Here is a 24,170-nt window from a genome sequence, read left to right on the forward strand (position 1 = left end):
AAACGATTCGCTTTTTATATATTTCCTTATCCTATATGAGGTATGTTTTCTTCACCGTATTCTGTCCTACTAATTGCTTTTCTAAATAATAAAATACTACTTACACCCACTAGAAAATAAACGAAGCTCATTCCCCATGATGCTATAAAAGAACCTAGCATAATGCCTAATGCGCCATTCATTTTGGCTACTTGAAAAACCATTCCGTTAATCGCCATATAAGAACTTCTCGCATTATCTGGTACCATGTCTGCCATAATGGATTGACGAACCGGCACATACATCATCTCACCAACCGTTTGAAAAAGCCCTGCTATTAATAAAATCCACAAACTATTACTCGATCCAAGTATTGTAAATCCAACTGTATAGATAAACAAGCCAACATATAGAATTTTCAAGTCATTAAAACGTTTCATCATTTTAATCACAAGCGCTGAAAATAAAACAATCAAAATCGTATTCTCTGCGGAAATCCAACTTAGCATGCGGATACCTGTTAGATCAAAACGAATATCGTTGCCAAATGCAAAGTGCATCGTTTCAAATTCTTTTTGCAAGCGTACACCTAAATAATTATTGATCTGAAATTCTAACGATAACGTACATATACTTGCCAAACAAAATATCAAAAATGCCCTGTCTGTCATAACAACCTTGTAATTTTCAGCCATTTCTTTTAAAACATGCTTCTGTTTTGTCTTTTGCTGAGTAACATATACTTCTTCCATATATGCTGTAATCAAATACAATGTCAGTAATGCTACTACTGTTAATACGACAAACAGTTGAAAGCGATAGTGTTCAAATAATAACCCTCCAAATATCGCTCCAATCGCAATAGACAAGTTGATTGCCCAATAATTGATACTGTACATTACCTTTCTATTCTCTGGTGTACTCACATCAATTAACATCGCCTCTGTCGCCGGGTTCATAAGCCCTGAACCAAGGTTATTCATTAACATAAACACGAAAGTAAGCCAAGGTGAATCTACATAATCTGAATTTGCAATTCCCATACAAGCAATTGAAACAACTTGTATCACTTGTCCTATAACCATAACCTTTTTTCGCCCTAATCGATCTCCAATATAACCGCCATAAAGCCCGATAATTAGCGCTGCCATTACGTTCACTAATAATAAAACGCCTGCAAGAGCACTTCCGAGCTTTACTGAAAAATAAATTGCCATAAACGGGAAAATCATCGTTGATACCGTACGTGTTAAAAATGAAGTTATAATTCTAATTTTTATATTCCGATGCATGCTCCAAAATCCCATTTGTTCTCTCCCCCTTATGTGTATTCATTTTACTTTGAAAAAAAGGGAGAAAAAGGTTAGAATATTCTAAAGAATTTCCCCTTTTAGAAAGAAGGAGTCGTTTAAACATGAAAGTGATGGACTACTATATTCAACTACGATTGCATGATCCAGAAAAACAGTACATACATAATAGTTTGCAAGAACTAGCCGATATTTTATACTGCAGTACAAAAAACGTGAAAATTGTACTTAGAAAAATGACTGAAGAAAAGTTAATTACGTGGATACCAGGACGTGGACGAGGAAATAAAAGTGAAATTCTCTTTCACCATACCATTTCAGAAATAGTTATTCCCTATGCCGAATTCCTATTACAACAAGATAAATTAAAGGAAGTATTTCTTCTTTTGAAAGAACCGTTTCCTATTTCCCTTCGAAAAGGTTTAGAAGACAAACTACAACAACATTTTGGATACAGACCTTTAAACGATATGTATGACGTGTTAAAGATACCTTGTTCGAGAAAGATATTACCGCTTGATCCAGCATTTGCAGCTGTCACAACAGAGGGTCACCTCATTAGTCAAATTTTTGATACGTTAGTTGTTTACAACTACGCCACAGAAGAAATTGAGCCACATCTCGCTCATACTTGGGAAGTGAGTGATGATCAACTTACATGGACTTTTCATTTACGCAAAGGCGTTCAATTTCATAATGGAACCATTTTATCTTCTAAAGATGTTCAATTTTCATTTGAAAGACTACGGTGTGTTCACTCTCCCTACGCTTGGCTAACAGAAGAGATTGTACAGATTGGAACACCATCACCATTTCAAGTAAGCTTTCATTTGCGAAAGCCAAACTTGTTTTTCCTACATTATGTAAGTTCAATACAATTAGCTATTCTACCTCATGATGCAGAAATACAGAATCATCATTATATCGGGACAGGCGCATTTCAATTACATTGTTATGATGATGATCAAGTTATATTAGAAGCATTTGCCGATTATTTTAAAGAACGTGCTTTACTTGATCGTATTGAATTTTGGCGGATTCCGGAACATGCACAAATACATACACATTATGAACTGCCAAATACTGAACATACAAAAGAACACGAAGTACAAATAGAAGAAACCGGCTGTATATATGCTGCATTCAACTTTACAAAACCCGGTCCCCATCATGATATTTATTTTCGAAAAGCTTGGAGAGAGCTATATGATGTTGAATCGATTATTCGCGATTTACAAGGAACGCGCACAATTCCCGCATTCAGCTTCTTTCCAGAGAGAAGTCGGATAGCAGAAAAACAATTCTATTCTTTACAGAAGGCTAAATATTACTTACAGAAGAGTACCTATCAAGGTGAAACTATACATATGTATTTCTTCTCCTTTAAAGATAGTGCCCGTGATGCCATCTGGCTAAAAGAACGTTGCCAAGCCTTAGGCATACAAGTGGAATTGCACCCTTTTCCAGTCTCAGACTACTCGGATCGTTCTATTGATCAACACGCAGATATTATTTTAATGGGAGAAGTTTTGAATTCAGATATAGAAATAGCTTTTCTCAATATATTTAAAAGTAAAAGCTGCTTTATTAATCGATTTATGCATTCCCACTACAAAAAGCAGATTGATTGTTTACTAGATACGTTCTTAGCAGAAGAGAATAAAGAAAAGCGCTATAAACTTATGTATGAGATTGAAGATTTTCTTCAAACAGAATATATTGTTCTATTTAATTATCATGTTTTTAAGAAGAAAACATATCCCTCTTCTTTGAAAAACGTAACAATTGACTCTTTTGGTTGGACCGATTTTTCAAAGCTCTGGATTCATCCTACGGAATCAGCTAAAGAGTATTGAAATCAAATTAATTAACTATTTATATATCCATGTTATATTTCCGACATATAAGTCGCATTTATGAAAACAAAAGAAGTTCTTCACTCATTTTCTCCTTCTGTTTTCACATGACATGGGGCTAAATGATCGGTCCCCTTCCCCTCTTAAAAGAAATGGTTTTATGTCGATCTTTCAATCCGCATTTATATAATATGAATAACTTGCATAACCGTAAAACCTCAATTTGAAGATTGAGGTTTTACTAGCTATTTATTTCTAAAATTCAGAAAATGTTTACCACTTCTTTTAAATGCATTTCAAGTTCTTCTAAAAACGTATCAATGTTAGGGTTTTTGACTACATCATAGCACGCAAAACTCTTTAAAGGTTTCATGCCAATAAATTTCTGCACTCGGTGCAAGTGACTGATTGCTTCTTCTAAATTCTCACCCTCAAAAAATTGCGAAGGATCTTGAAATGCTTTCTTGGTTGCATTCCATGTAGTAGAAAACATATATTGTTTCTCTGTTAGTAATCCTCCTGTGCCATATTGATCTGCCCCTTTAAAAAACAAACCATACTCATAGACTTCATCCATATACGTTTTAAATAACCCCGGAACACTAAACCAATAGATTGGCGTTTGATAGATTATAATATCTGCCCACAAAAATTTTTGTTGTTCTTCCTTAATATTGTATCCATCTTGGATAATCGTTGTTTTCACATGATTCTTTTCACTTAGTAAGCTGACCATGTGATCAACCAATGTTTGATTTAATTTCCCTCCGTCTGCACTATATTTTTGATGACCATTTATGATTAATATGTTTTTCATCGTGTTTCTCTCCTTTATCTTTATTGAATTTTATATTTACATTCTCTATTATTTAATTCTCAGCTACTACTCCAAGTTGTTGCATAAGAGTAAGATTATCTTCTAAATGCCAGTCTTCAGTAATTTTCCCATCCTTAATGCGCAAAATATCTATTGCAAGAAAGTTAATTGGCTTTCCATTATGTGTTCCTGTAAAGGATAAACGAGCTGTAACCTTATCACCAACCACTAATAAATCCTCGATTGCGCAATGTATATCCGGAACAACTTTACGAAAGTTTTTTGCAGCAAATGCTAAGCCTTCGGGACCTTGCGGGCGTCCTTTTGGCAACGTATTATCAAAGAATTTCTCTGTAACGGTTTGTGGAATAAGATCCGCATTGCCAGTATCCCAAAATGCATAAAAACGTTGGGCTGCATGAATCATTGCTGTAGCTTCTTTTTGACTTAATGAAGGATCGATTGTCATTGTCTTAGGTTCTGGCATGTCTTTCAACAACTGAATTTCACTTTTAGAAGTAGACGTTTTTGTATTACTGCATGCAGTAAACACAGTACCGATTATGACAATGCAAATTACAAGGAAACTAAATGACCACCATACCTTTTTTGTTCCATTTTTCATTTTCATTATAGTCACCCCCTTAGTTTAGAAATCATTTGTGGTTCCTAATGCTATTTTATATGTAGTAATTTCCCTTTTGGAAGTAGTGATATTTTTTACATATAGTTACTAAAAGGATAGTTTTGTGATACTATAAAGCAAATCAATTCAAAAAAATTTTATGGAGGCTATTTCCATGAGCAATATAGATCCGATTGTATTAACGAAAGGTTCACCTGGTATACCTTGTCCTATTGCAAAAACACTCGACGCAATTGGAACAAAATGGACATTTTTAATTATTCGTGATCTTCTTATTGAAGGAACATTGCGATTTAGTGATCTACTAAAATCAATGGATGGTATCAGCCCAAAAACACTTTCACTTCGCCTTAAAGAATTAGAAAGTCAAGGTATTGTAACGAGAACGGTATATCCTGAGGTTCCTCCCCGAGTGGAATATACTCTCACGGATAAAGGGAAACAATTGGAAGGTATTTTTATCGAATTAAAGCGCTTTGGGCTCACTTTATAAAGTAGGAGATTTCTTCATCACCCACTGATTATTAGCCCTCACCAATCGGGCTTTTACGGGCAGTTTATCTCCCACCGAACATTCTAGCCACTGGCACTGGACAATGCTTTAGCTGAATTTTGAGGTGGGAGTATTACTGCCCGCATAGTGAGATAAAATAAAAAGGAGATGACAGCCTATACACAAATATGCGGCGGTCAATCTCCTTTGTTATTTATCTTTGATTGATAGGAATGCTTAATTGCTAGATACAAAACATTCGAATTTATAATCGAAATTATAAATTCAAATCAAAAAACAAGAGATGTTTTTTGATTTGAATAGCATTCTGGAAAAGAGTAATTATGAAATCGTTTTATATTTTAAGATTGAATCTGGCAAAGCAATCCATGTTTTTACTTCCTCTCTATATCATTTTTAGCTCTTATTATCAATCTATCACCATGTTAAAAAATGAAAATCCATTCCAGAACCCCTATAATTTCACAAAATCCCCCTTCAAGTTCTAAGGGGCATTTTGCTTATTTTCAGGCTATATTTCAAAATTCACTTTACTTATTTTTCATTATTTCGCTAAACTTTCTGCCAACTGTTTTTCTTTCCACATGAATGTAATACCAAGACCAATAGCCATAATAAGAGCAGAGAAAAGGTACGGGTAATGAATGTTTACATCAAATAGTATTCCCCCCATAGCCGGTCCAACGATATTACCTAAACTTGTATAAGTTGAGTTCATCCCAGCAACAAAGCCTTGCTCTTTCCCAGCTGATTTTGATAAAAATGTTGTTAATGCCGGGCGAAGTAAATCGAATGCAAGAAAGATAAAACACGTTACAGCCAGTACTACCCAAAAATTAGAAACTAATGTAGATACGATAGCTAATATTGCACCTGTAATCAAACATAATTGAATCAACATTTTTTCACCAAGTATATCTACTAGCTTTCCAAATAAAAATACCTGTACAACAACACCAAAGATTGAGCTTATTGTAATAATGGTAGCAATATCCTTCGGTGTGAAACCAAATTTATGATCAGAAAACAGACTAAAAACAGTTTCATATGCTGATAAACCGAAAGCAAGTACAAATACAATAACAAATGCGATAAAGTATACCGGACTTAGGGACTTTTTTAAATCTCTCATAAAGTTTGATTGCTTCGTACTAGCAGAAATTTCTGCTAGCTGCTGTGCTGTTAACGGTTCTTTCAGAATAAATATGGAAGAAACGCATGCAATAAAGGCAATGGTTGCCGCAAAAAAGAAAGGCACGCGTATACCATATTCTGCAATAAACCCGCCGATGCCAGGCCCAATAATAAAACCAGTACTGATGGCAGCAGAAAGATATCCCATCGCTTTTGGCCGTTCTTGAACAGATGTAATATCTGCAACATATGCCGTAACACCAGGCATAATAAAGGCAGCACTAATTCCTCCTAACATCCTTGATATATAAAGGACCGATACATGCGTTCCCAAACCAAAGATAAGTTCTGAAATACCAAAAAGAAATAATCCAATTATGATAATTTTCTTCCTGCCATAACGATCGACCCAGCGCCCTGTTAATGGCGACATCAGTAATTGCGCCACTGCAAATACGGCAACAAGATATCCCATCGTTTTTCCTGATAATTGCATAATATTCATAAATGACGGCATAACCGGGATAATGAGACCAATTCCGAGAAATGCAATGAATATATTACTAAGAAGAATGATTAATACCATCTTTTGTTCTTTTATTGATTTCTTCATTTATCAACACCTCTTTCTGTAAAAATCATTGATGTGAAATCCTTCCCGCTAATGATATCCACGAGGGTTTTTGTTAGCGAAAATTCTTCCCACCCCCTACAAATAACGGGATACAACAAAATCACTGATTGCTGAAACATTATATCTTCCATATGGATGGAAGAATGAAATTTACTTATCGTATTTACCTATGCCTTTCTTTTTCATAAAATCTCTGCCCTGAAATGACTGATTTTCATTCATTTCAGGTGAAGTGAATCCATCTCTTTGCTATAAATGGATTCACCTAACAGCTTATTCACGAATATCCAATGCATGTGTTAAAAAGTCTAGTACTTCAGCTTTCTGAAGATTGACCTGATCGTCCTGTTTATGATCATATAAATAAACTTGCTCTGCTGCGGATTCAACAAGAGCGATACATAACTTTGCAGTTCTTTCCACATGAATAGAATTACGAATTACGCCTAAATCTTTTGCTTCACTTAAGAATTGACTTAACCACATATAAAGAGGCTGATATACAGCTTCCCATTCTTTTATATGTTCAGTGGACGCAAGACCAGCATACATTAATGCTTGTATTTCACGATTTTCCTCTATAAAGTCAAAAACAGCATCTATCACTTGCATAACTTTCTTTGAAAAAGGTTCATTATTTTGTACCTTTTCTTTTACTGCATGTATCATCTTTTCAACCATAACTTCTGCAATTGCAGGCATAACAGATAATTTAGAAGGAAAATACAAATAGAAAGTCCCCTGGGCAATGCCAGCCAATTTTACAATGTCAGAGATCTTTGTTTTTTCAACCCCTTTTTCCTGGAACACTTCAATAGCTGCATAAACAATTTTCTCTTTTTTATTCATTATCTGAGTCCTTTCACACACGTATAGAACGACTGTCATTCATTCTATATGAAATTTTATTGTACTGTCAACAATAGAGCCGAATCTAATGTGAATTTTTCTAATATACTGTTTTTTGGGTGGCTGAATCAAATTATAAAAGCGGTTATTACGATTTTGATAGAAATATTAAAGAGAGGCACACCCTAGATGATTCACCTTTATCTCTCCATGAAAAAATCTCCTGATAGAACTTAGAAGATTGTTCTATTAGGAGATAAAATCATACATATATTTCCCCTCTTTAAGAAAGGGCCTTTAATCCCGTAACTCCGCATACAATAAGAGCCACACTGATAATTCGTGCCTTACTTTTTGATTCTCCAAATAGGAACATATTTAACAAGACGGCGCCCGCTGTTCCTATACCAATCCAAACTGCATAGGCAACACTTACCTGTAAAAATAGGAAGGATGTGTATAAGAATGCAAAAGAAATAGCAAATCCACCTATATAAATGACGCCATTTGTTACTGATTTATCTTTACTATACATTTTAAGACCGATTACACCAATCATTTCACTAATTGCGGCACAAAAGACGAAAATCCATCCCATCCTTAAGCAGCTCCTTTCATAACTTCTTCTTGTTTTGCTTCTTTGTTATCAGCTAACTTCAAGCCAATAACGCCAGCTACTATCATAACTATAAAGAATAATTTTCCTAGACTAAAACTTCCTCCAAAAAGAAAAACGTCCATCAAGAAAGTTCCTACAGTTCCAGCTCCGGCAAAAACAGCATATACTGTTCCTGTCGCAAGATGTTCACACGCTTTAGACAGCATTTGGAAATCAACCATAATGATTCCTACAATTATCATCCAATGCCACCATGCGTGTGCAGTATTAAAACCAAACACCCAAAACACTTCAAAAATACATGTTAATATTACATATAACCAAGCTTTATTTTTCATAAATTACCACCCTTTATGACTGACTATCATTCATTTTTCTTTAAAAAAATTTATCCATTATGTTACAACCAATGGATATTTATTTTCTTATATGCAATGCATGTGTTAAAAAATCCAAAATTTCAGCTTTTTGTAAATTAGCTTCCTCCTCTTTTACATGATCATATAAATAAATTTGTTCTGCTGCTGATTCAACTAAAGCAATAAAAAGTTTTGACGTTCTTTCAACATGAATAGAATTCCGTACCACATTAGCTTCCTTCGCTTCTTCTAAAAAGCGTTTTATCCAAATGTAAAGAGGTTGATATACACTCTCCCACTTTTTTATATGTTCAGTTGATGCTAAACCAAGATATATTAATGCCTGTATTTCGTAATGTTCCTTTGTAAAATCAAAAATTGCATCTACGATTTGCGAAAATGTCTCGAAGAAAGAAGAGCTATTTTTTGTTTTTTCTTCAACTGCACGTATCATCTTCTCAATCATAACTTCTGCTATTGCAGGCACTACAGATAGTTTTGACGAAAAATATAAATAGAAGGTTCCTTGAGCGATACCAGCAGATTTCACGATATCTGAAATCTTTGTTTTTTCAATTCCTTTTTCCCTAAAACATTCGATAGCAGCGTATACAATTTTTTCTTTTTTGGACATTATCTACACCCTTTCACAAAAATGACTGAATGTCATTCATATATATTCTACATGAATGATTTATAAAATGTCAATCATCCATTTTTATTTTTTATACCTCTTTTTGTTCGTAGCTAGACTTATAGAAACAACACATACTCAATAGTGATACGTTCTCGCTGAGTATGTGCCCCATACGCTCTAACATTCACACCACATACCGAATCATCGCAACTTCATCACAACAATCAAATTTCGGACAATGTCTACAATCCACCCACACTTTTTCAGGTAACAACTTCTTATCAACAAAATCAAAACCACACTTCTGAAAAAATGTAGTTTCATACGTTAAGGAAATAACTCTTCTTACCTTTATTTTAGAAGCCTCACTCACTACATGATTGACTAACATACGTCCTAACCCTTTACCTGCATATGTATCTGATACGATTAATGAGCGTATTTCTGCAAGGTCTTCTCCTAAAACATGTAATCCAGCAACCCCTAAAATTTTCCCTTCTTCTTTTACAACATACAAACTTTGCAAGTGTTGATACAAAGATAAAAGAGAACGTGGAAGAACAACTCCCTCCTTCGAATATACTTCAATTAAGTTATATATATCTTTCACATCACTTGTAATCGCGTTACATATTTGCATAATTGATCCCCTTAAATTAAATATTTATAACCTTTTTATGTATATTAATTCATAAATTTATATAATAATACACCCACTCCTTACTCACGTCAATTATTATTCTGAATTTTACATATAAAAACAAGTACCGCTCTCATTCAGTACTTGTTTTCGAATTTCTTATCGGTAATACTGTAGAATACTTAATTTCACGAAGCGCTAAGCTCGTTTGTATCTTTGTAATTCCAAGCTTATTTAACTTTCTAATAAAACGCTCAAGTTCCTTACGATCTCTGTTTGCGACCTTTAGTAAGTAATCATACTCCCCTGTTAAACAATGACATTCCAATACTTCCGGCATAGATTCCAGTTCCCTTTCCAGTACTTCAAGTTTTTCAGATTGATGAATATTTGTGCTCATAAAAATAAAGCATAATAAATCGAATCCAAGCTTTTCCTGGTTTAAAATGGCAACTTGTTTATCGATGAAGCCTTCCCCTTCTAACCTCTTTATTCTTGCATGCATTGCAGCTGGTGATAAATTAACACGACGTGCAAGTTCGGCATTACTTACCTGTGACTCCTTTTGTAAAATATCTAAAATTTGTACGTCCAAATCATCTAACACTTTAATAATAGATGCCTCCATAAAAATCCCCCTTTTTTCTTACCGACGATTCTTCGGAAAAATGTATAATAATCTCAGTAAAATTAAATAAAGTTTCGTAATTATACCATTTAACAAAACATTTTATTGAATTTTCACCATTATACAAAAGAATGTATTAGATAACAAAGAAAAATGCTAAAATTATTTACAATTCATTCTCACTTTTACAAAGGGGTTTAAACGATGCCTTATTTTTATGTCTTTTTACTACTTCTAACAAGCTTACTATGGGGGGGAAACTTTGTCGTTGGAAAGTCACTTGTAGATCATGCTTCTCCAATGACGCTTACAAATTTAAGATGGATCATTGCCGTTCTTTGCTTATTACCAATTGTCTGGTTTAAAGAAAAGAAAATTCTCCCACCGCGCGCCGCAATTCTTCCCTTACTACTTATGGGAATCACCGGTGTTGTTCTCTTTAATATTTTTCAGTTTTTAGCGTTAGAGCAAACTTCGGCAACAAATGTAGGGCTTATTTCTACACTAAATGCGATTTCAATTGCAATCTTTTCATCTTTATTCTTAAAGGAAAAAATCAATACACTTCAAATCTTATCTATGATTTTTTCTTTTTTTGGTGTAATTCTCGTCCTTTCAAAAGGAAATATCGCACTGTTATTTTCATTACATTTTAATAGCGGAGACTTGTGGATGATGGCCGCAGTTTGTATTTGGGGTATCTATTCTGTTTGTAGTAAATGGGCAACAAAAACAACTACACCAATGATGGCAACTTTGTATTCTGGTATTTTTGGTGTCATTATATTGCTTCCATTTAATATACCAAGCTTTACTGTTTCCAATATTAATGCTTCATTTATCACTTCACTACTATATACAGGTTTAATTTCAACTGTAGTCTGTATGGTGTTTTGGAATATTGGCGTTCAAAAATTAGGAGCAACTACATCAGGTATCTTCCTAAATTTCAATCCCATTTTCACTGCCATTTTAGCGTTTCCTTTCTTAGGGGAAGAACTAACTTGGATACAAATTGTAGGCACATTCATCGTTGTTACTGGCTGTTATTTATTTTCCCATTTTAAAGCAGTTGCACATCAGCCTAGCCAAACTTTAGTACGGCAACACTCTTAATAGATAAATATCGCCATTATCTTTAACATAATGGCGATATTTTTACACGCTTCATTTTTTTCATCTCATTTCTTTTCAATAGTGCTGTTCTTCTGCTGGCAATAAACACTCTGTCGCCTTTCCAGTATCACCACCTTGAATTTCCCAGCGTTCTAGAATAGAAAGTAATTTTGATTTATAATTAAAATTTTTGCTTCTCTTTACAGCTTCTTTGCATTATGTATTTCCTTTCGTGTCATTTCAATAAATCCCACTTCTTTATAGTGTCTTTTTCACAAATCCTTTCGCATCTGTTAATTTTTCAAGTGCTTCCCCATATTCGCACTGCAGTAATATCATGACAATTGCAGCTTTCACATTACGCTTTGCTTTCTCGTAATATACTGCCGCTTCTTTATAATCTACTCCTGTCGCCTCCATAATAATTCGCTTGGAGCGCTCAACTAATTTTTCATTTGTTGATTGCACATCAACCATTAAATTCTTATAAACTTTTCCTACCCCAATCATCGAAGCTGTTGAAATCATATTCAGCACTAATTTTTGTGCAGTTCCGGCCTTTAAGCGTGTAGATCCTGTTAACACCTCTGCCCCTGTTTCTATTTCCACGCTCATTTTTGCAAATTTACTTATTTCTGCCCCTTTATTACAGGAAATGCTAGCTGTACTTGCACCAGCGGAGTTTGCATATTTCAATCCGCCAATTACATAAGGTGTTCTACCGCTTGCAGCAATTCCAATAACAGTGTCCTTATCATTTAACTGAATAGCCTTTAAATCCTCTACTGCCAATTCTTCTCGATCTTCAGCACCTTCCACTGCCTTCGTAAACGCTTTTGATCCACCTGCGATAAATCCTTGTACCTGTTTCTCATCTGTTCCAAATGTCGGTGGACATTCGGCAGCATCTAAAACTCCTAAACGCCCACTTGTACCAGCTCCGATATAAATTAAACGACCACCATTTTGAAAAGATGTGATAGCACTTTGTACAATTTTTTCGATATGCTCAATCTCTTTTTCTACCGCTATAGCAACCTTATAATCTTCTCGATTCATTGTTTGTAAAATCTGCTTTATACTCATTTCATCTAAATTCATAGTATTTTCATTACGATGCTCTGTCGATAAATTTTCTAGCATTCGCTCACCTACTTTGAAATTTCATTTCACACCTTTATTACATCCTCGCGAAATTTAAAATCGAATATTCGAATATATTTTATGGGATTTCATTTCTTCTTATAACAAAAATGTGTCTATTTCATGCAAAAAAGGATGAGGTTTCCCCCACCTTTTCTGATTTCAATTTTCCTAATCGTTCTGCTGTTTCTCTTGTTTGCTTAATTTAGAAAAAATTTCTGCATTTCTATTATACCCAGCAACCTTTTTTAGCTGGTGAAAATTGATTCCTCTGATTTTCTATTTTAGATAGTAACGTTGACGATTTCACTATTCAACCTCCATTGCTAGCGGTTGCTTTTATTTTAATGAAAAAGAACTTATCAACAACCGATAAGTTCCTTTCGCTTATACAAAATACTTCTTCAATAATGGCGGCGTAATAATCGTTGTAAGTATAACAACAATGACAATTGAAGTGAAACTTTCTTTCGCCAATAAATTCGCTGTTAATCCATTAGCTGCGATAATCAGTGCCACTTCTCCGCGTGATACCATCCCAGCTCCAATGCTAATCGAGGATTTCAAATTAAATCCTGTTAACCTTGCGCCTAATCCAGATCCCACTAATTTCGTAAGAATTGCAATAATTGTCATGATAGTGATAAACCAAATTTGGTTTCCAATCCCTTGAAATGTTATTTCCATACCAATGCTAACAAAAAAGATCGGAACAAAAATCGCATACGCAATCGGCTCTATTTTATGTTCTACTTCATGTTTATATGTTGTTTGGGAAATTGAAATCCCCGCAGCAAATGCACCGATAATACCAGCAATCCCCATTTTTTCACTATAGTACGCAAATGAAAAACAAATAATAAGTGCTGCACTTATTAATGCCTCCGATACTCGAAGTGGTACCAGCATCCTCATAATCCACGGAACAACTTTCCAGCCAATAAAAACAATACTCACGAAAAAGATAATTTTCTTAGCGATGACAAGTGTAATATTCACATCTTGCGTGCCTAAAAAACTCATCACAAAAGCTAATAAAATGACAACGATAACGTCATCAAACACCGCAGCTCCTAAGATTGTTATACTTTCTCTTGTATTCATTTTTCCTAAGTCACGTAATGTCTGAACAGAAATACTCACCGATGTTGCACACAGCAATAATCCTAGAAAAATGGCATGTGATTGTAACATCCCAAAGGCGAGTCCTGCCAAATATCCACCGAGAAAAGGAAAAATGATACCTCCCATCGCTACCGCGAATGAAGATTTCAAATTACGATTTAATTCTTCTAAATCCGTTTCGAGCCCTGCCATAAACATAAGTAACAAAACACCAATCTCACTCAGTTCATCAATAAGTTCAGAGCTATTAATAATTCCAAAGACAGCAGGTCCAATAATAATTCCCACAATTAATTTCCCTAACACCGATGGCTGGCCAAGCCGGGCGCTAATATCGCCAGCTAATTTCGTACAAAGTAAAATAACGACAAGTTCAAAATAAAATAACATAGTATCTTCTCCTACTAAAAAATGCTTATATTCTTGAAGATAGTTTTCCCTTCCAATCAAAATTTTATTTTTCATATTTTTATTTGACAAAATATTCTGAATTATAATAAAATGACTACAGCAATTCTAGAGTTTTTATAATCCATACACAACTGTACCTCTATTCACTTACATACTCTTTTACAATGGGCTCGTATTATATTCGCAGTTGTGAAAATCAAGGAATGAGAGGGGAGTCCAAGTGAAGTCACTATTACGAAAAAAGGCACTTACTACTGAATCACCAAAACAATTACAAAGAACATTAACCGCATTAGATTTAACCTTCTTAGGTATTGGTGCTGTAATTGGGACAGGTATTTTCGTTTTAACAGGAATCGTTGCGGCCAAGCACTCTGGTCCTGGTATTATGTTATCTTTTCTTATTGCCGCATTTACCTGTGCATGCGTAGCTTTCTGTTACGCAGAATTTGCTTCTTCTATCCCTATGTCAGGAAGCGTTTACACATACGCATATATGACAGTTGGAGAAATTGTTGCTTTTATCGTCGGTTGGTGTTTAATGCTTGAATACTTACTAGCAGTTGCAGCAGTAGCCGTAGGATGGTCAGGGTATTTACAATCGTTACTTTCCGGATTTAATATTCATCTACCTGCCATTATCGCCTCGGCCCCCGGGACGGGAAAAGGCGGAATAATCGACTTACCAGCCGTATGTATTTTACTTTTGATTACACTCCTTCTTAGCTTCGGTGTACGCGAAAGTGCTCGCATTAATAATATTATGGTATTAGTTAAATTGGCAGTTATCATCGCGTTTATCGTAGCAGGTGCAAAGTACGTCAAACCTGAAAATTGGACACCATTTTTACCATTTGGATATGATGGAATTATTACAGGTGCAGCAACCGTATTTTTTGCTTTTCTAGGATTTGATGCCATTGCAACTGCTGCTGAAGAAACGAAAAAACCACAGCGAGATTTACCCATTGGAATTATCGGTTCCCTTCTAATTTGTACGGCACTATATATGATTGTATCCTTTGTTTTAACTGGAATGGTTCCTTATACACAGCTAGATGTTTCAGATCCAGTTGCTTTCGCTCTTCATTTTGTTGGTGAAGATACGATCGCTGGGTTATTAGCTGTCGGTGCAATGACAGGAATGACAACTGTTCTTTTAGTCGTTATGTACGGACAAGTTCGTGTTTCTTATGCAATGAGCCGTGACGGACTACTTCCAAAAGCATTATCTCGTGTGAATCAACGAGTGAAAATTCCTTTATTAAATACATGGATTACTGGAATTGTAGCTGCTTTATTAGCGGGTCTATTAGATCTACATCTACTTGCAAATTTAGTCAATATTGGCACATTGACTGCCTTTATATTTGTTAGCTGTGCTGTACTCATTTTGCGGAAAACACATCCAAATTTAAAGCGAGGATTCCGAACTCCATTCGTACCGATATTACCAATCGTTGCAATTTGCTGTTGTCTCTATTTAATGATTAACCTTTCCGCAACAACGTGGAAAAGTTTTGCTGTTTGGCTTGTTATTGGGCTATGTGTATATTTCTTCTATTCTAGACGCAATAGCCATTTACTGACTAAAGAAAATACTAGTGAACAAAAAGAAGCATGAAAAAACAGCTCGCCATATTAGAGGCGAGCTGTTTTACATTCGAGGTTTTTCCAGTAACGTTTGTAGAATGAAAAATATGCTGATGCAAGCTGTAAACCAATTGATACACAAGCTTCTATGTTCGCATACTCATTCCCCTTTACTATTTTGCTTCTTTCTTTTTCTTTCTCCATACATTTAAACTATCAAAGAAAAAGTTAATAAACAACGTTCCTAGGCCTGCTAATAAAAAAGTCATTAAAAATAGAATCCAGATGCTTTTGTCTTTCAAAAAATAATATCCAACAAGGAGCACAACTGCAGTCCATACATACTCAAGAATTCTTTTTAGCTTTTTCTGTTCCAAAATATTCGCTCCCTTAATGTTTTATCTACTTTTATTCTAACACGAATTCATATATCAGCGGAATCACTCTATATATCGGCGATTCGGCACAACTCATCAATTTTTCCACAATAGACAATATGAACTCTTACTATGAAAAAAAAGCTTGTCCCAGAATTCTTATAGAAATCACGACGATTAATTGTTGCCTCTTTTTCATTTATTGTCCCATTTACAAGTAGATATGATGTTGATTAGCCCTGCATGGAATACAAAAGGATTTAGATCTATAATCTAGAACAGGCATTAAATAGTCTCATCATCTTTTACATAGATTCCGCTTTATCTCTCTTTTTCACAAACTTGAAAATGAATATTCCTATTACAATGAGACAAACAACTCCTAGTATCGGTAGCGTATATTGTTCGACCATTGCCCCTGCCTTTTTCCAATGAGGTCCTAACTTCAATCCGATATATATATATAGCGTCGTGAGCGGTAACATCGCTACAAATGTGTATATGCTAAATTTCCAAATGTTCATTTTCGCCATCCCACATGGAACTGAAATAAGCGTACGAACTCCTGGAATAAAGCGCCCAAGAAACGCCACAGCTGGTCCATATTTTTCAAAGAAATGATCTGCTTTTTGAATCTGTTCTTCCTTAATAAAAAAGTATTTCCCATATTTCAGTAATAACGGTCGACCACCATAATAACCGAGTGCATATAGTGTTAGAGGCCCCGTCGTTCCTCCAACCGTTCCAGCTAATACCGCAAGCCAAAAGTTCATATCTCCTTCATATACCCAATACCCCACAAGCGGCAGCACAATTTCTGCTGGAATAAACTCAAATGTTAATGCTAGAATGACACCAAAATAAGAAAACTGCTTTAAATAGTCAATTACATCTAAAATAAACTGCTCCATTTATTAACTCCTATCCTTTATTTAAATTATATTTTTCTTGTAAGTGCTTCGGCGCCATTTTCACAATTCGCTGCAAAATAAATAAGACAACAGCAATATCATCTAATACACCAAAGAATAGTAAAAAATCAGGGATAAGATCAAATGGAAACATGACATACCCGATTAATAAAGCAATGGATAGGATTTTCTTCTGCACTGCGACTTCTTTTGATGTAAAAAAGTCATATAGAAATGGACCAAACTGGCGAAGATGAAGCATAAATCGAAATCGGTTTATAAACTTTTTCACTTTTCACCTCTCCTTTTCTGCATACAAAAAGGACCTTTACCAAATATAGTAAAGGTCCTAAAAAAGACAATAAGGGGCCTTTACCATTGCCGGTAAAGGTCTCACTAACAACAAAGATGTTGCCAATAAAGCCGAGGGTTTCTCCCTGTAATGACGACTTTATTGTGATAAGTTACTCCCCTTTATATACGCAATCTTATAAAATTACCTTAAAATATTTGCTAGAACTTGTCAATCTTTTTCAGTTATCCTTCATGAAGTGGCTGATACATACTTGCTATGGCTTGCATTTCAGAACTTGGTGCTGGCGATAGTTGATAATATCCTTTTTTTACCATATACTGCCAAATATCATAAGCATGATGACTACTGTTTAAGAAGGTATTTTCTAAAAGCGTTCTTAGCTCTGGATTCGCACACTCTAATAAAGAACCTGCACAATTAAACGCAGACGACTTTTGATTCAGTAAATATCCAAGTGCGATTGACCGATCATTAGGAAGCTGCGCAGCCACGCTTGGTGTAACGGGGGAATATTGTTGTGAAGGTGACTCTGTATAAGAAGCTAATACTGGTTTTAATTTAGACGGCTGAAACTTTGATATATTGGGAGGTGACTCACTTTGTATAAATTCCACCTTCAAATTATAATCTTGCACATGAAGAGGAAGATGCTTCTGTAACATTTGTTTCAACTCCGTATCCTGTGCTTGCTGTATATATGTAGACATCGTATTAATTGTGTTATAGTCTCCTGCTATCAGTTCACTTAAGTCCCGTAATTCATGCGTTGCTAATTGCATTCCTATTCCTCCCTTCTATAAATTCCTTTCTAGCATCTCCTAAAAAAACAAAAATACCATATAAAAATCCACATCTCTGCGAATTTTTATTAGTATGAATTAAAGTGGATTACACTTTGGTGTCTCTAAGCCAGAAGCTTGTGCCAGTTTCAATAAATAATAACATTCTTCCCTTGCCATATGGTCTGCCATTCTTGCAGAGATGATGCTTAATACTTGATTAGATATTCCCAATTCCTCTAGCTCGTGAAGAAAATGAGAAAATAATTTCAATTCCAATGCAACATCTTTGGTAAATTTCTTTAGGGCTGGAAAAGAGTGTAGTTCTGTCCGTAAGTAACCCGTCATTTCCACAGCTTTCAAGTAGAATTGTTCAAAGTGCTTTTCATATTTCTCGCACTTCTCTTTCAGTCGTTTTTCGACAAGATCTAGCCCACCTGAAATGGAACCTGCATGCCCAGCTGCATCCGTTAGCCAAACGAGATGATAATGTAACTCATGAAAAATAGGTGGCACTTCTCCTTTCATTAAATACTCTAACACAGTTATATACTCTTCCACTTCGTTCACCATATGGTTAAGAAAAGTTGGTGTAAAATGAATTTTGATTTTTCCTTCTAGCTGCTTTTGTATAATACTCAGCTTAAATTTCCTAATTCCCTCTGCGGCTTCGTGTGCATCTTTCGCAAATGCAATTAAATTTACTGTATGGATATTGCTGAGGAACCTATCAAATATTTGGACAAAATACATCGCTTTTTGAATATCTTCTTTTTCATTTGGAGCTAAAGCATCTAAAAGAAACTGGGCGTGATCACCAAGAACCTTTAGCCAAAATTTATGTTCAAACAATGCATTTTCTTCATACGTGCTATTCATCCCATTAACTCCTCCTTACTTACTCTCTCGGCTCAATTAAAATTCTATACCCATCAGGATCATGCACAACAATCCCCCTTCTCTCCGTGTTACATCCCTTTAATTCTTCAAATGACACACAATAGAATTCTAATTTTTTCCGCACCTTTTCTATATCGTCAAATGGCAAATTAACATTTATATAAGAAGATAATGCCCTGCCGACAGCCTGATCTTTGTCTCGATTTAAAACGAAGCAAATTCTCGTTGCATCAACATCATACCAAACACCAGGCACATGTAATTGCGGACGGTGTCTACTCGGTTTAAACCCTAAAACCCCTTCATAAAAGTATAAGGTTTCCTTTAAATTCCTCACTTCTAATACAATGTTATTTGTAATCGTCTCCACATATACCTCCCCCTTGTCCCTACTAGTTTTTCTATATGAGTCATAAATGACAATTATGTCTGAATACAATACATAGTGATGAATATTTTACTTGTAAAGGAGGCTTATATTATGGACAAATTTATGAAATCTTTCACACCTTACCATGGCCCAAACGATCCTTGTCCGCCTATTGGAAAGAAATTTTATTCAACTCCTCCTCATTTATATATGGGATTCCAGCCACCAAACTTACCTCAATTCCCGCCTAACGAAGCGTTAAGAAAGGGCACTTTGTGGCCTGCTTTCTATGATTTTTATGAAAACCCTTATAAGAAAGGAAGGTGAGAGAATCCGTGGCTCAAACATTGCCAGATGAATATTATAAGTGGATAGAAGAGCTGCAAGAACTCGATTTTGTATTAGTCGAACTCACGCTTTATTTAGATACTCATCCAGATGATGTTACAGCTATCAATCAATTTAATGATTTTTCCTATAAAAGAAGGTTGCAAAAGCAAAAGATTGAGGAAAAGTATGGTCCACTTCAACAATTTGGTAATAGTTATTCTAAAGCCCCGTGGGAATGGAGCAAAGGTCCATGGCCATGGCAAATATGAAGTGAAAATCGAATCAGTGGGGGTTTTATCCCCCACTCATAATCAATCTTCACCTAACTTTTTTCTTTTGCTAAATTTTAAGATCGGAGTATTACCCTCCATAAATAGCGGGATAAAGGAGATAAAATATGTGGATATATGAAAAAAAATTGCAGTACCCTGTGAAAGTAAGTACTTGTAATCCAGCACTTGCTAAATTATTAGTTGAACAGTATGGCGGCGCAGATGGCGAATTAGCAGCTGCTCTCCGTTATTTAAACCAGCGCTATACCATTCCTGATAAAGTAGTCGGTTTACTAACAGATATCGGCACAGAAGAATTTGCTCATCTTGAAATGATTGCAACAATGATTTATAAATTAACAAAAGACGCGACCCCAGAACAGATGAAAGCCGCTGGGCTGGATGCTCAGTACGCCAATCATGATAGTGCACTATTTTATCACAATGCAGGCGGCGTTCCATTTACAGCCACATACATACAAGCAAAAGGGGATCCAATTGCAGATTTATATGAAGATATTGCTGCAGAAGAAAAAGCAAGAGCAACATATCAATGGCTCATCAATTTATCAGATGACCCTGACATAAATGATAGTCTTCGTTTTTTACGTGAGCGCGAAATCGTTCATTCCCAACGTTTCCGCGAAGCTGTTGAAATTTTGAAAGAAGAACGCGATAAGAAAATATATTTTTAACTATTTTGTGCACATACCAAAACAGTATGTGCACGTTCCCTACTAATATTTTTGAATATAAAGACTCCCTCCTTTACTCCATTCCGCATAACATACTTCTTTCAAATCTGTTTTCTGCTTCTTTAGCTCTTTTTGCAGCCATACTTCATGTAACCCAAACTTTTTTAAATTGTATGTAATAAGCTCCCCGTCGCTAATAAGAAGGATCGGCAATACATTTTCCTTCCCTTTTATTTTCAAATCTTTTCTTGTTGGCATATCTACATCATATTTTTTCATCACACTTATCGATCCATCATTTTCTAAAACTGCAAACGCTACATCTTGCAAAGAAAATATATCCTTTGCACGAAGCAAATGCTGAAGTTGATCAACATCTAAACGATTTTTCTTCATTTCGGTCCAATCTAACTTTCCATTTGCAATTAAAATAGATGGTTTTCCCTCAAGGAATAAACGAGCTTTTCTCCATTTTTGCGTAATAATTTCTGTAGTTAATATGAAAGCTCCCCACACAATAACGGAAAAGATAATCCTTCCTATATGGGCATCTTTATTATAAATAGCATCCCCTAAAAAATTCCCTAAAACGAGTGCTGAAATAAAATCAAATGGTGTAATTTGACTTATTTGCGTTTTCCCAAGGATTTTAACGACAAAAAATAACACAACATACCCAAATAGCAGTTCAATAAAAATTTCTACATAATCCATACTCTGTCACCTTTCTTTATTTCACACATTTTTATCGCGCTATTCGCAGACAGTGACACCTTCACATCATCATTTAGAAAAAGAAACTAGACAAAATCCCCTCACTAGTTAAAGTTTTACTTTCTTAATCCAAAACAGCTTTACACGTAGTATGCCACCTTAAATGAGAAAAATATAAAGCGAAACTTGAATTAATCAGCACCCATCGGAATTTCACAAAAAATCATCTCCCACCTACCCTCTTAAAGAAAAGTGGAAGTGGCTCGTCCAGAATGTGAGGGGATGGAGCTTCTAACGTAGAGGTGTTTTTTACCTCGCAGGAAGAAGCGAAGCCACCGAACATTCTAGCCACTGGAACTGGACAATGTTCTCTATGAATCTTGAAATAGGAAGATTACTGCTCTCACATAGCGGGATAAACGTATAATTATCCAACTTAACGCATTATTTTTTAATTTTTTTTAAAATTCCCTGTTGCTTTCTAGTCATCAGACGATTAAAATTAAAACAGTTACTCGACAAATTATTTGAATTTTCGACAAAAAAAGATTCTTAGGAGGATTTTCTATACATGCGTACAACTTTAAAACCATCGCAAATTCTCTCAATTAGCTTATTGCTATTTGCAGTTTTTTTCGGCGCTGGTAATATGATTTTCCCACCACTTCTTGGGCTTTCTTCAGGAGAAAACATGTGGGTTTCTATTTCAGGATTTGTCATTACAGATGTTGGTTTATCGTTATTAGCAATCGTTGCTGTTGCCCTTGCAGGCGGTAGCTTTAACAACTTAGCGAGCCGTGTTCATCCAAAATTCGCAGCAGTACTAGCTATTATTATCTACCTTTCAATTGGCCCACTATTTGTTATTCCACGAACTGGATCTGTTTCTTATGAGATTGGAATCGCACCACTTTTCCAGGACCAATGGTATTCCATGTTACTGTTTAGCCTTATTTTCTTTACGGTTGTTTACTTCTTATCATTAAACCCATCCAAATTAGTTGATCATATTGGAAAAATATTAACACCAATCTTACTTGGAATTATTGCAGTTATGGCAACAAAAGCAATTCTGTCTCCAGCGGGAACACCTATCCCCCCTGTCGGCGACTATAAAGAAATTCCATTTTTCAAAGGGTTTTTAGAAGGGTTCTTAACATTAGATGCGATTGGCGCTCTCGTTTTATCGACAATTGTCGTAAATGCGATTCGTCAAAATGGTGTTGAGGAAAAAAAATCTATTGCAAAATACACAATTCTTTGCGGAAGTATTGCTGCTTTCTTCTTAACAATCGTTTATTTCTTACTTGGATATATCGGAGCATCAAATGGGAATTTAGGACAATTTGAAAATGGTGGACAGCTATTAGCAACTATTATGTACCAATTATTTGGGACAAGCGGTAATATTCTGCTAAGCATCGCCATTATATTTGCTTGCTTAACGACAGCCATTGGTGTAGTTAGTGCATTTGCCAATTATTTCACAAATGTATTAACCAATGTTTCTTATAAAAAGCTTGTCTTATATGTTTGTATTTTTAGCTTTATCGTTTCAAACCTAGGACTCAACTTGTTAATCAAAATTACGTTACCTGTGTTAATCATTCTTTATCCAATTACAATCATCTTAATTTTTGTATCATTTATTGATAAATATACGAAACGTAAACCATCTGTATACATCGGTGCAATGATTGCTGCATTCATCATTAGCTGTATTCACGCGCTTGATAATGTGGGAATGATGCCACATGCGATTACATCTATTGCAAGTACAATTCCTTTTTACAAATTAGGGATTGGTTGGATCGTCCCAGCAATTATTGGAGGTATTGTAGGATACTTTATTCCGCAAACACAAACAGAAGGTAAAGTTTCTACGAAATAAAAAAAGAAGCAAGCATTGGTCATATCCCCGTCAAGTAGACAATAATAAAAAGAGTTTTATGCCACGGCCTTTTCCCGATATTCTATCGGGGAAAGGCCGTGAAGTTTTTCTTGGAATCGCTTTTGATTGTAAAATGTAATATATTCTTGGATTGCTCGATAAGTTGTTTCATATGTTTTTGGACGCACTAAATACAACTTCTCTGTTTTTAAATGAGAGAAGAACGATTCAATACATGCATTGTCAAAACAGTTCCCTCGTCTAGAATGACTTCCTTTTATCTTTAATTGTTCTAACTGTTTTGCGTAACTTTTTGATGTATATTGAAATCCTTGATCAGAATGTAGAAGGGTTTTAGTAGTACGCTTGATTCCTTCTAACTGTTCTAATGTAGAAAGTACAAGCGCTAAATCGTTTCGATGTGATAACTTCCATGCCACGATTTCATTGTTATACAAATCTAAGACAGCTGACAAATAAGCAAATTCTTCTCCAATTCTTATGTATGTAATATCTGTTACTAATTTTACATGTCTCTTATCCGCATAAAATTCTCGATTCAGATGGTTTTGAAACACAATCGATGCTTTCCTTCCGTAAAAAGG

General features: G+C 35.2%; 28 protein-coding genes. 8 read left to right on the forward strand and 20 right to left on the reverse strand.

The genetic code is table 11. The features are described from left to right. Positions 1–26: 26 nt before the first annotated feature. Complete coding sequence (locus M014_RS0105050; protein WP_026590744.1) at positions 27–1,286, reverse strand: MDR family MFS transporter; 1,260 nt, start codon at positions 1,284–1,286, stop codon at positions 27–29. 107 nt (positions 1,287–1,393) lie between these two features. Between M014_RS0105050 and M014_RS0105055 the strand changes: the two genes are divergently transcribed. Then, positions 1,394–3,145: an SgrR family transcriptional regulator gene (locus tag M014_RS0105055; RefSeq protein WP_026590745.1), complete on the forward strand. Its 1,752-nt coding sequence runs from the start codon at positions 1,394–1,396 to the stop codon at positions 3,143–3,145. Between the two features lie 262 nt (positions 3,146–3,407). Here M014_RS0105055 and M014_RS0105060 read toward each other — a convergent pair whose 3' ends face one another. After that, the gene (locus tag M014_RS0105060) at positions 3,408–3,962 is read right to left on the reverse strand and encodes an NAD(P)H-dependent oxidoreductase (RefSeq protein ID WP_026590746.1); all 555 of its coding nucleotides are present in this window, start codon (positions 3,960–3,962) and stop codon (positions 3,408–3,410) included. Between the two features lie 52 nt (positions 3,963–4,014). Further along, positions 4,015–4,593, reverse strand: a complete 579-nt coding sequence (locus tag M014_RS0105065) for an ester cyclase (RefSeq protein ID WP_035414570.1) — start codon at positions 4,591–4,593, stop codon at positions 4,015–4,017. A gap of 169 nt (positions 4,594–4,762) precedes the next feature. On the opposite strand from M014_RS0105065, the gene M014_RS0105070 reads away from it, so the two are divergent. Further along, complete coding sequence (locus M014_RS0105070; RefSeq protein ID WP_026590748.1) at positions 4,763–5,101, forward strand: winged helix-turn-helix transcriptional regulator; 339 nt, start codon at positions 4,763–4,765, stop codon at positions 5,099–5,101. A 565-nt stretch (positions 5,102–5,666) separates the two neighbouring features. Here the strand turns inward: M014_RS0105070 and M014_RS0105075 are convergent. From M014_RS0105075 to M014_RS0105110, 7 genes are all read right to left on the reverse strand, one after another. Continuing rightward, positions 5,667–6,869 (reverse strand): MFS transporter, encoded by a 1,203-nt coding sequence (locus tag M014_RS0105075; RefSeq protein ID WP_026590749.1) that lies wholly within the window; start codon positions 6,867–6,869, stop codon positions 5,667–5,669. A 294-nt stretch (positions 6,870–7,163) separates the two neighbouring features. Next, positions 7,164–7,742 (reverse strand): TetR family transcriptional regulator, encoded by a 579-nt coding sequence (locus M014_RS0105085; RefSeq protein WP_026590750.1) that lies wholly within the window; start codon positions 7,740–7,742, stop codon positions 7,164–7,166. A gap of 280 nt (positions 7,743–8,022) precedes the next feature. Then, positions 8,023–8,337, reverse strand: a complete 315-nt coding sequence (locus tag M014_RS0105090; RefSeq protein WP_026590751.1) for a DMT family transporter — start codon at positions 8,335–8,337, stop codon at positions 8,023–8,025. A 2-nt stretch (positions 8,338–8,339) separates the two neighbouring features. Next, the gene (locus tag M014_RS0105095) at positions 8,340–8,696 is read right to left on the reverse strand and encodes a DMT family transporter (RefSeq protein ID WP_026590752.1); all 357 of its coding nucleotides are present in this window, start codon (positions 8,694–8,696) and stop codon (positions 8,340–8,342) included. A 79-nt stretch (positions 8,697–8,775) separates the two neighbouring features. Continuing rightward, positions 8,776–9,354 (reverse strand): TetR family transcriptional regulator, encoded by a 579-nt coding sequence (locus tag M014_RS0105100; protein ID WP_026590753.1) that lies wholly within the window; start codon positions 9,352–9,354, stop codon positions 8,776–8,778. A gap of 184 nt (positions 9,355–9,538) precedes the next feature. Further along, positions 9,539–9,994, reverse strand: coding sequence for an N-acetyltransferase (locus M014_RS0105105; protein WP_026590754.1), 456 nt, complete (start codon positions 9,992–9,994; stop codon positions 9,539–9,541). Positions 9,995–10,127: 133 nt separating this feature from the next. Further along, positions 10,128–10,622 carry an Lrp/AsnC family transcriptional regulator gene (locus M014_RS0105110; RefSeq protein ID WP_026590755.1) on the reverse strand — a complete coding sequence of 165 codons (495 nt, stop codon included), beginning with the start codon at positions 10,620–10,622 and terminating at the stop codon, positions 10,128–10,130. 204 nt (positions 10,623–10,826) lie between these two features. On the opposite strand from M014_RS0105110, the gene M014_RS0105115 reads away from it, so the two are divergent. Continuing rightward, complete coding sequence (locus tag M014_RS0105115) at positions 10,827–11,738, forward strand: DMT family transporter (RefSeq protein WP_026590756.1); 912 nt, start codon at positions 10,827–10,829, stop codon at positions 11,736–11,738. Positions 11,739–11,996: 258 nt separating this feature from the next. On the opposite strand, the gene murQ is transcribed toward M014_RS0105115, so the two are convergent. Beyond that, complete coding sequence (murQ, locus tag M014_RS0105120) at positions 11,997–12,881, reverse strand: N-acetylmuramic acid 6-phosphate etherase (protein WP_026590757.1); 885 nt, start codon at positions 12,879–12,881, stop codon at positions 11,997–11,999. A gap of 387 nt (positions 12,882–13,268) precedes the next feature. Continuing rightward, complete coding sequence (locus tag M014_RS0105125) at positions 13,269–14,396, reverse strand: cation:proton antiporter (protein WP_026590758.1); 1,128 nt, start codon at positions 14,394–14,396, stop codon at positions 13,269–13,271. A 241-nt stretch (positions 14,397–14,637) separates the two neighbouring features. Between M014_RS0105125 and M014_RS0105130 the strand changes: the two genes are divergently transcribed. Continuing rightward, entirely contained in the window at positions 14,638–16,041 is a 1,404-nt protein-coding gene (locus M014_RS0105130) for an amino acid permease (RefSeq protein WP_026590759.1), read from the forward strand. Between the two features lie 142 nt (positions 16,042–16,183). Here M014_RS0105130 and M014_RS0105135 read toward each other — a convergent pair whose 3' ends face one another. The 6 genes from M014_RS0105135 to M014_RS0105160 all read right to left on the reverse strand — a co-directional run bounded on the left by M014_RS0105135 (position 16,184) and on the right by M014_RS0105160 (position 19,663). Then, positions 16,184–16,387, reverse strand: a complete 204-nt coding sequence (locus M014_RS0105135) for a hypothetical protein (RefSeq protein ID WP_026590760.1) — start codon at positions 16,385–16,387, stop codon at positions 16,184–16,186. Between the two features lie 305 nt (positions 16,388–16,692). Then, a complete protein-coding gene (locus M014_RS0105140; protein WP_026590761.1) occupies positions 16,693–17,298 on the reverse strand; it encodes a DedA family protein in 606 nt (201 codons plus the stop codon). Positions 17,299–17,308: 10 nt separating this feature from the next. After that, positions 17,309–17,590 (reverse strand): YkvA family protein, encoded by a 282-nt coding sequence (locus tag M014_RS0105145; RefSeq protein WP_026590762.1) that lies wholly within the window; start codon positions 17,588–17,590, stop codon positions 17,309–17,311. Between the two features lie 245 nt (positions 17,591–17,835). Next, entirely contained in the window at positions 17,836–18,393 is a 558-nt protein-coding gene (locus tag M014_RS0105150; RefSeq protein WP_026590763.1) for a spore coat protein, read from the reverse strand. Between the two features lie 99 nt (positions 18,394–18,492). Beyond that, the gene (locus tag M014_RS0105155) at positions 18,493–19,272 is read right to left on the reverse strand and encodes a DUF2935 domain-containing protein (protein ID WP_026590764.1); all 780 of its coding nucleotides are present in this window, start codon (positions 19,270–19,272) and stop codon (positions 18,493–18,495) included. Positions 19,273–19,291: 19 nt separating this feature from the next. Then, the gene (locus M014_RS0105160; protein ID WP_026590765.1) at positions 19,292–19,663 is read right to left on the reverse strand and encodes a VOC family protein; all 372 of its coding nucleotides are present in this window, start codon (positions 19,661–19,663) and stop codon (positions 19,292–19,294) included. 111 nt (positions 19,664–19,774) lie between these two features. On the opposite strand from M014_RS0105160, the gene M014_RS0105165 reads away from it, so the two are divergent. The 3 genes from M014_RS0105165 to cotJC all read left to right on the forward strand — a co-directional run bounded on the left by M014_RS0105165 (position 19,775) and on the right by cotJC (position 20,960). Continuing rightward, positions 19,775–19,990 (forward strand): spore coat associated protein CotJA, encoded by a 216-nt coding sequence (locus M014_RS0105165; RefSeq protein WP_026590766.1) that lies wholly within the window; start codon positions 19,775–19,777, stop codon positions 19,988–19,990. Between the two features lie 8 nt (positions 19,991–19,998). Beyond that, entirely contained in the window at positions 19,999–20,262 is a 264-nt protein-coding gene (locus M014_RS0105170; RefSeq protein WP_026590767.1) for a spore coat protein CotJB, read from the forward strand. Positions 20,263–20,390: 128 nt separating this feature from the next. Further along, a complete protein-coding gene (gene cotJC, locus M014_RS0105175; protein WP_026590768.1) occupies positions 20,391–20,960 on the forward strand; it encodes a spore coat protein CotJC in 570 nt (189 codons plus the stop codon). A 42-nt stretch (positions 20,961–21,002) separates the two neighbouring features. Here the strand turns inward: cotJC and M014_RS0105180 are convergent, their stop codons facing one another. Beyond that, a complete protein-coding gene (locus M014_RS0105180; protein ID WP_026590769.1) occupies positions 21,003–21,674 on the reverse strand; it encodes a DUF421 domain-containing protein in 672 nt (223 codons plus the stop codon). Between the two features lie 571 nt (positions 21,675–22,245). Here M014_RS0105180 and brnQ2 point away from each other — a divergent pair. Continuing rightward, positions 22,246–23,565 (forward strand): branched-chain amino acid transport system II carrier protein BrnQ2, encoded by a 1,320-nt coding sequence (gene brnQ2, locus M014_RS0105185; protein WP_026590770.1) that lies wholly within the window; start codon positions 22,246–22,248, stop codon positions 23,563–23,565. A 56-nt stretch (positions 23,566–23,621) separates the two neighbouring features. On the opposite strand, the gene M014_RS26435 is transcribed toward brnQ2, so the two are convergent. Further along, the coding region (locus M014_RS26435; RefSeq protein ID WP_035414595.1) for an IS3 family transposase at positions 23,622–24,170 on the reverse strand (549 nt) is incomplete at its 5' end.

The organism is Bacillus sp. UNC437CL72CviS29 (assembly GCF_000482345.1).
GTDB lineage: Bacteria > Bacillota > Bacilli > Bacillales > Bacillaceae_G > Bacillus_A > Bacillus_A arachidis.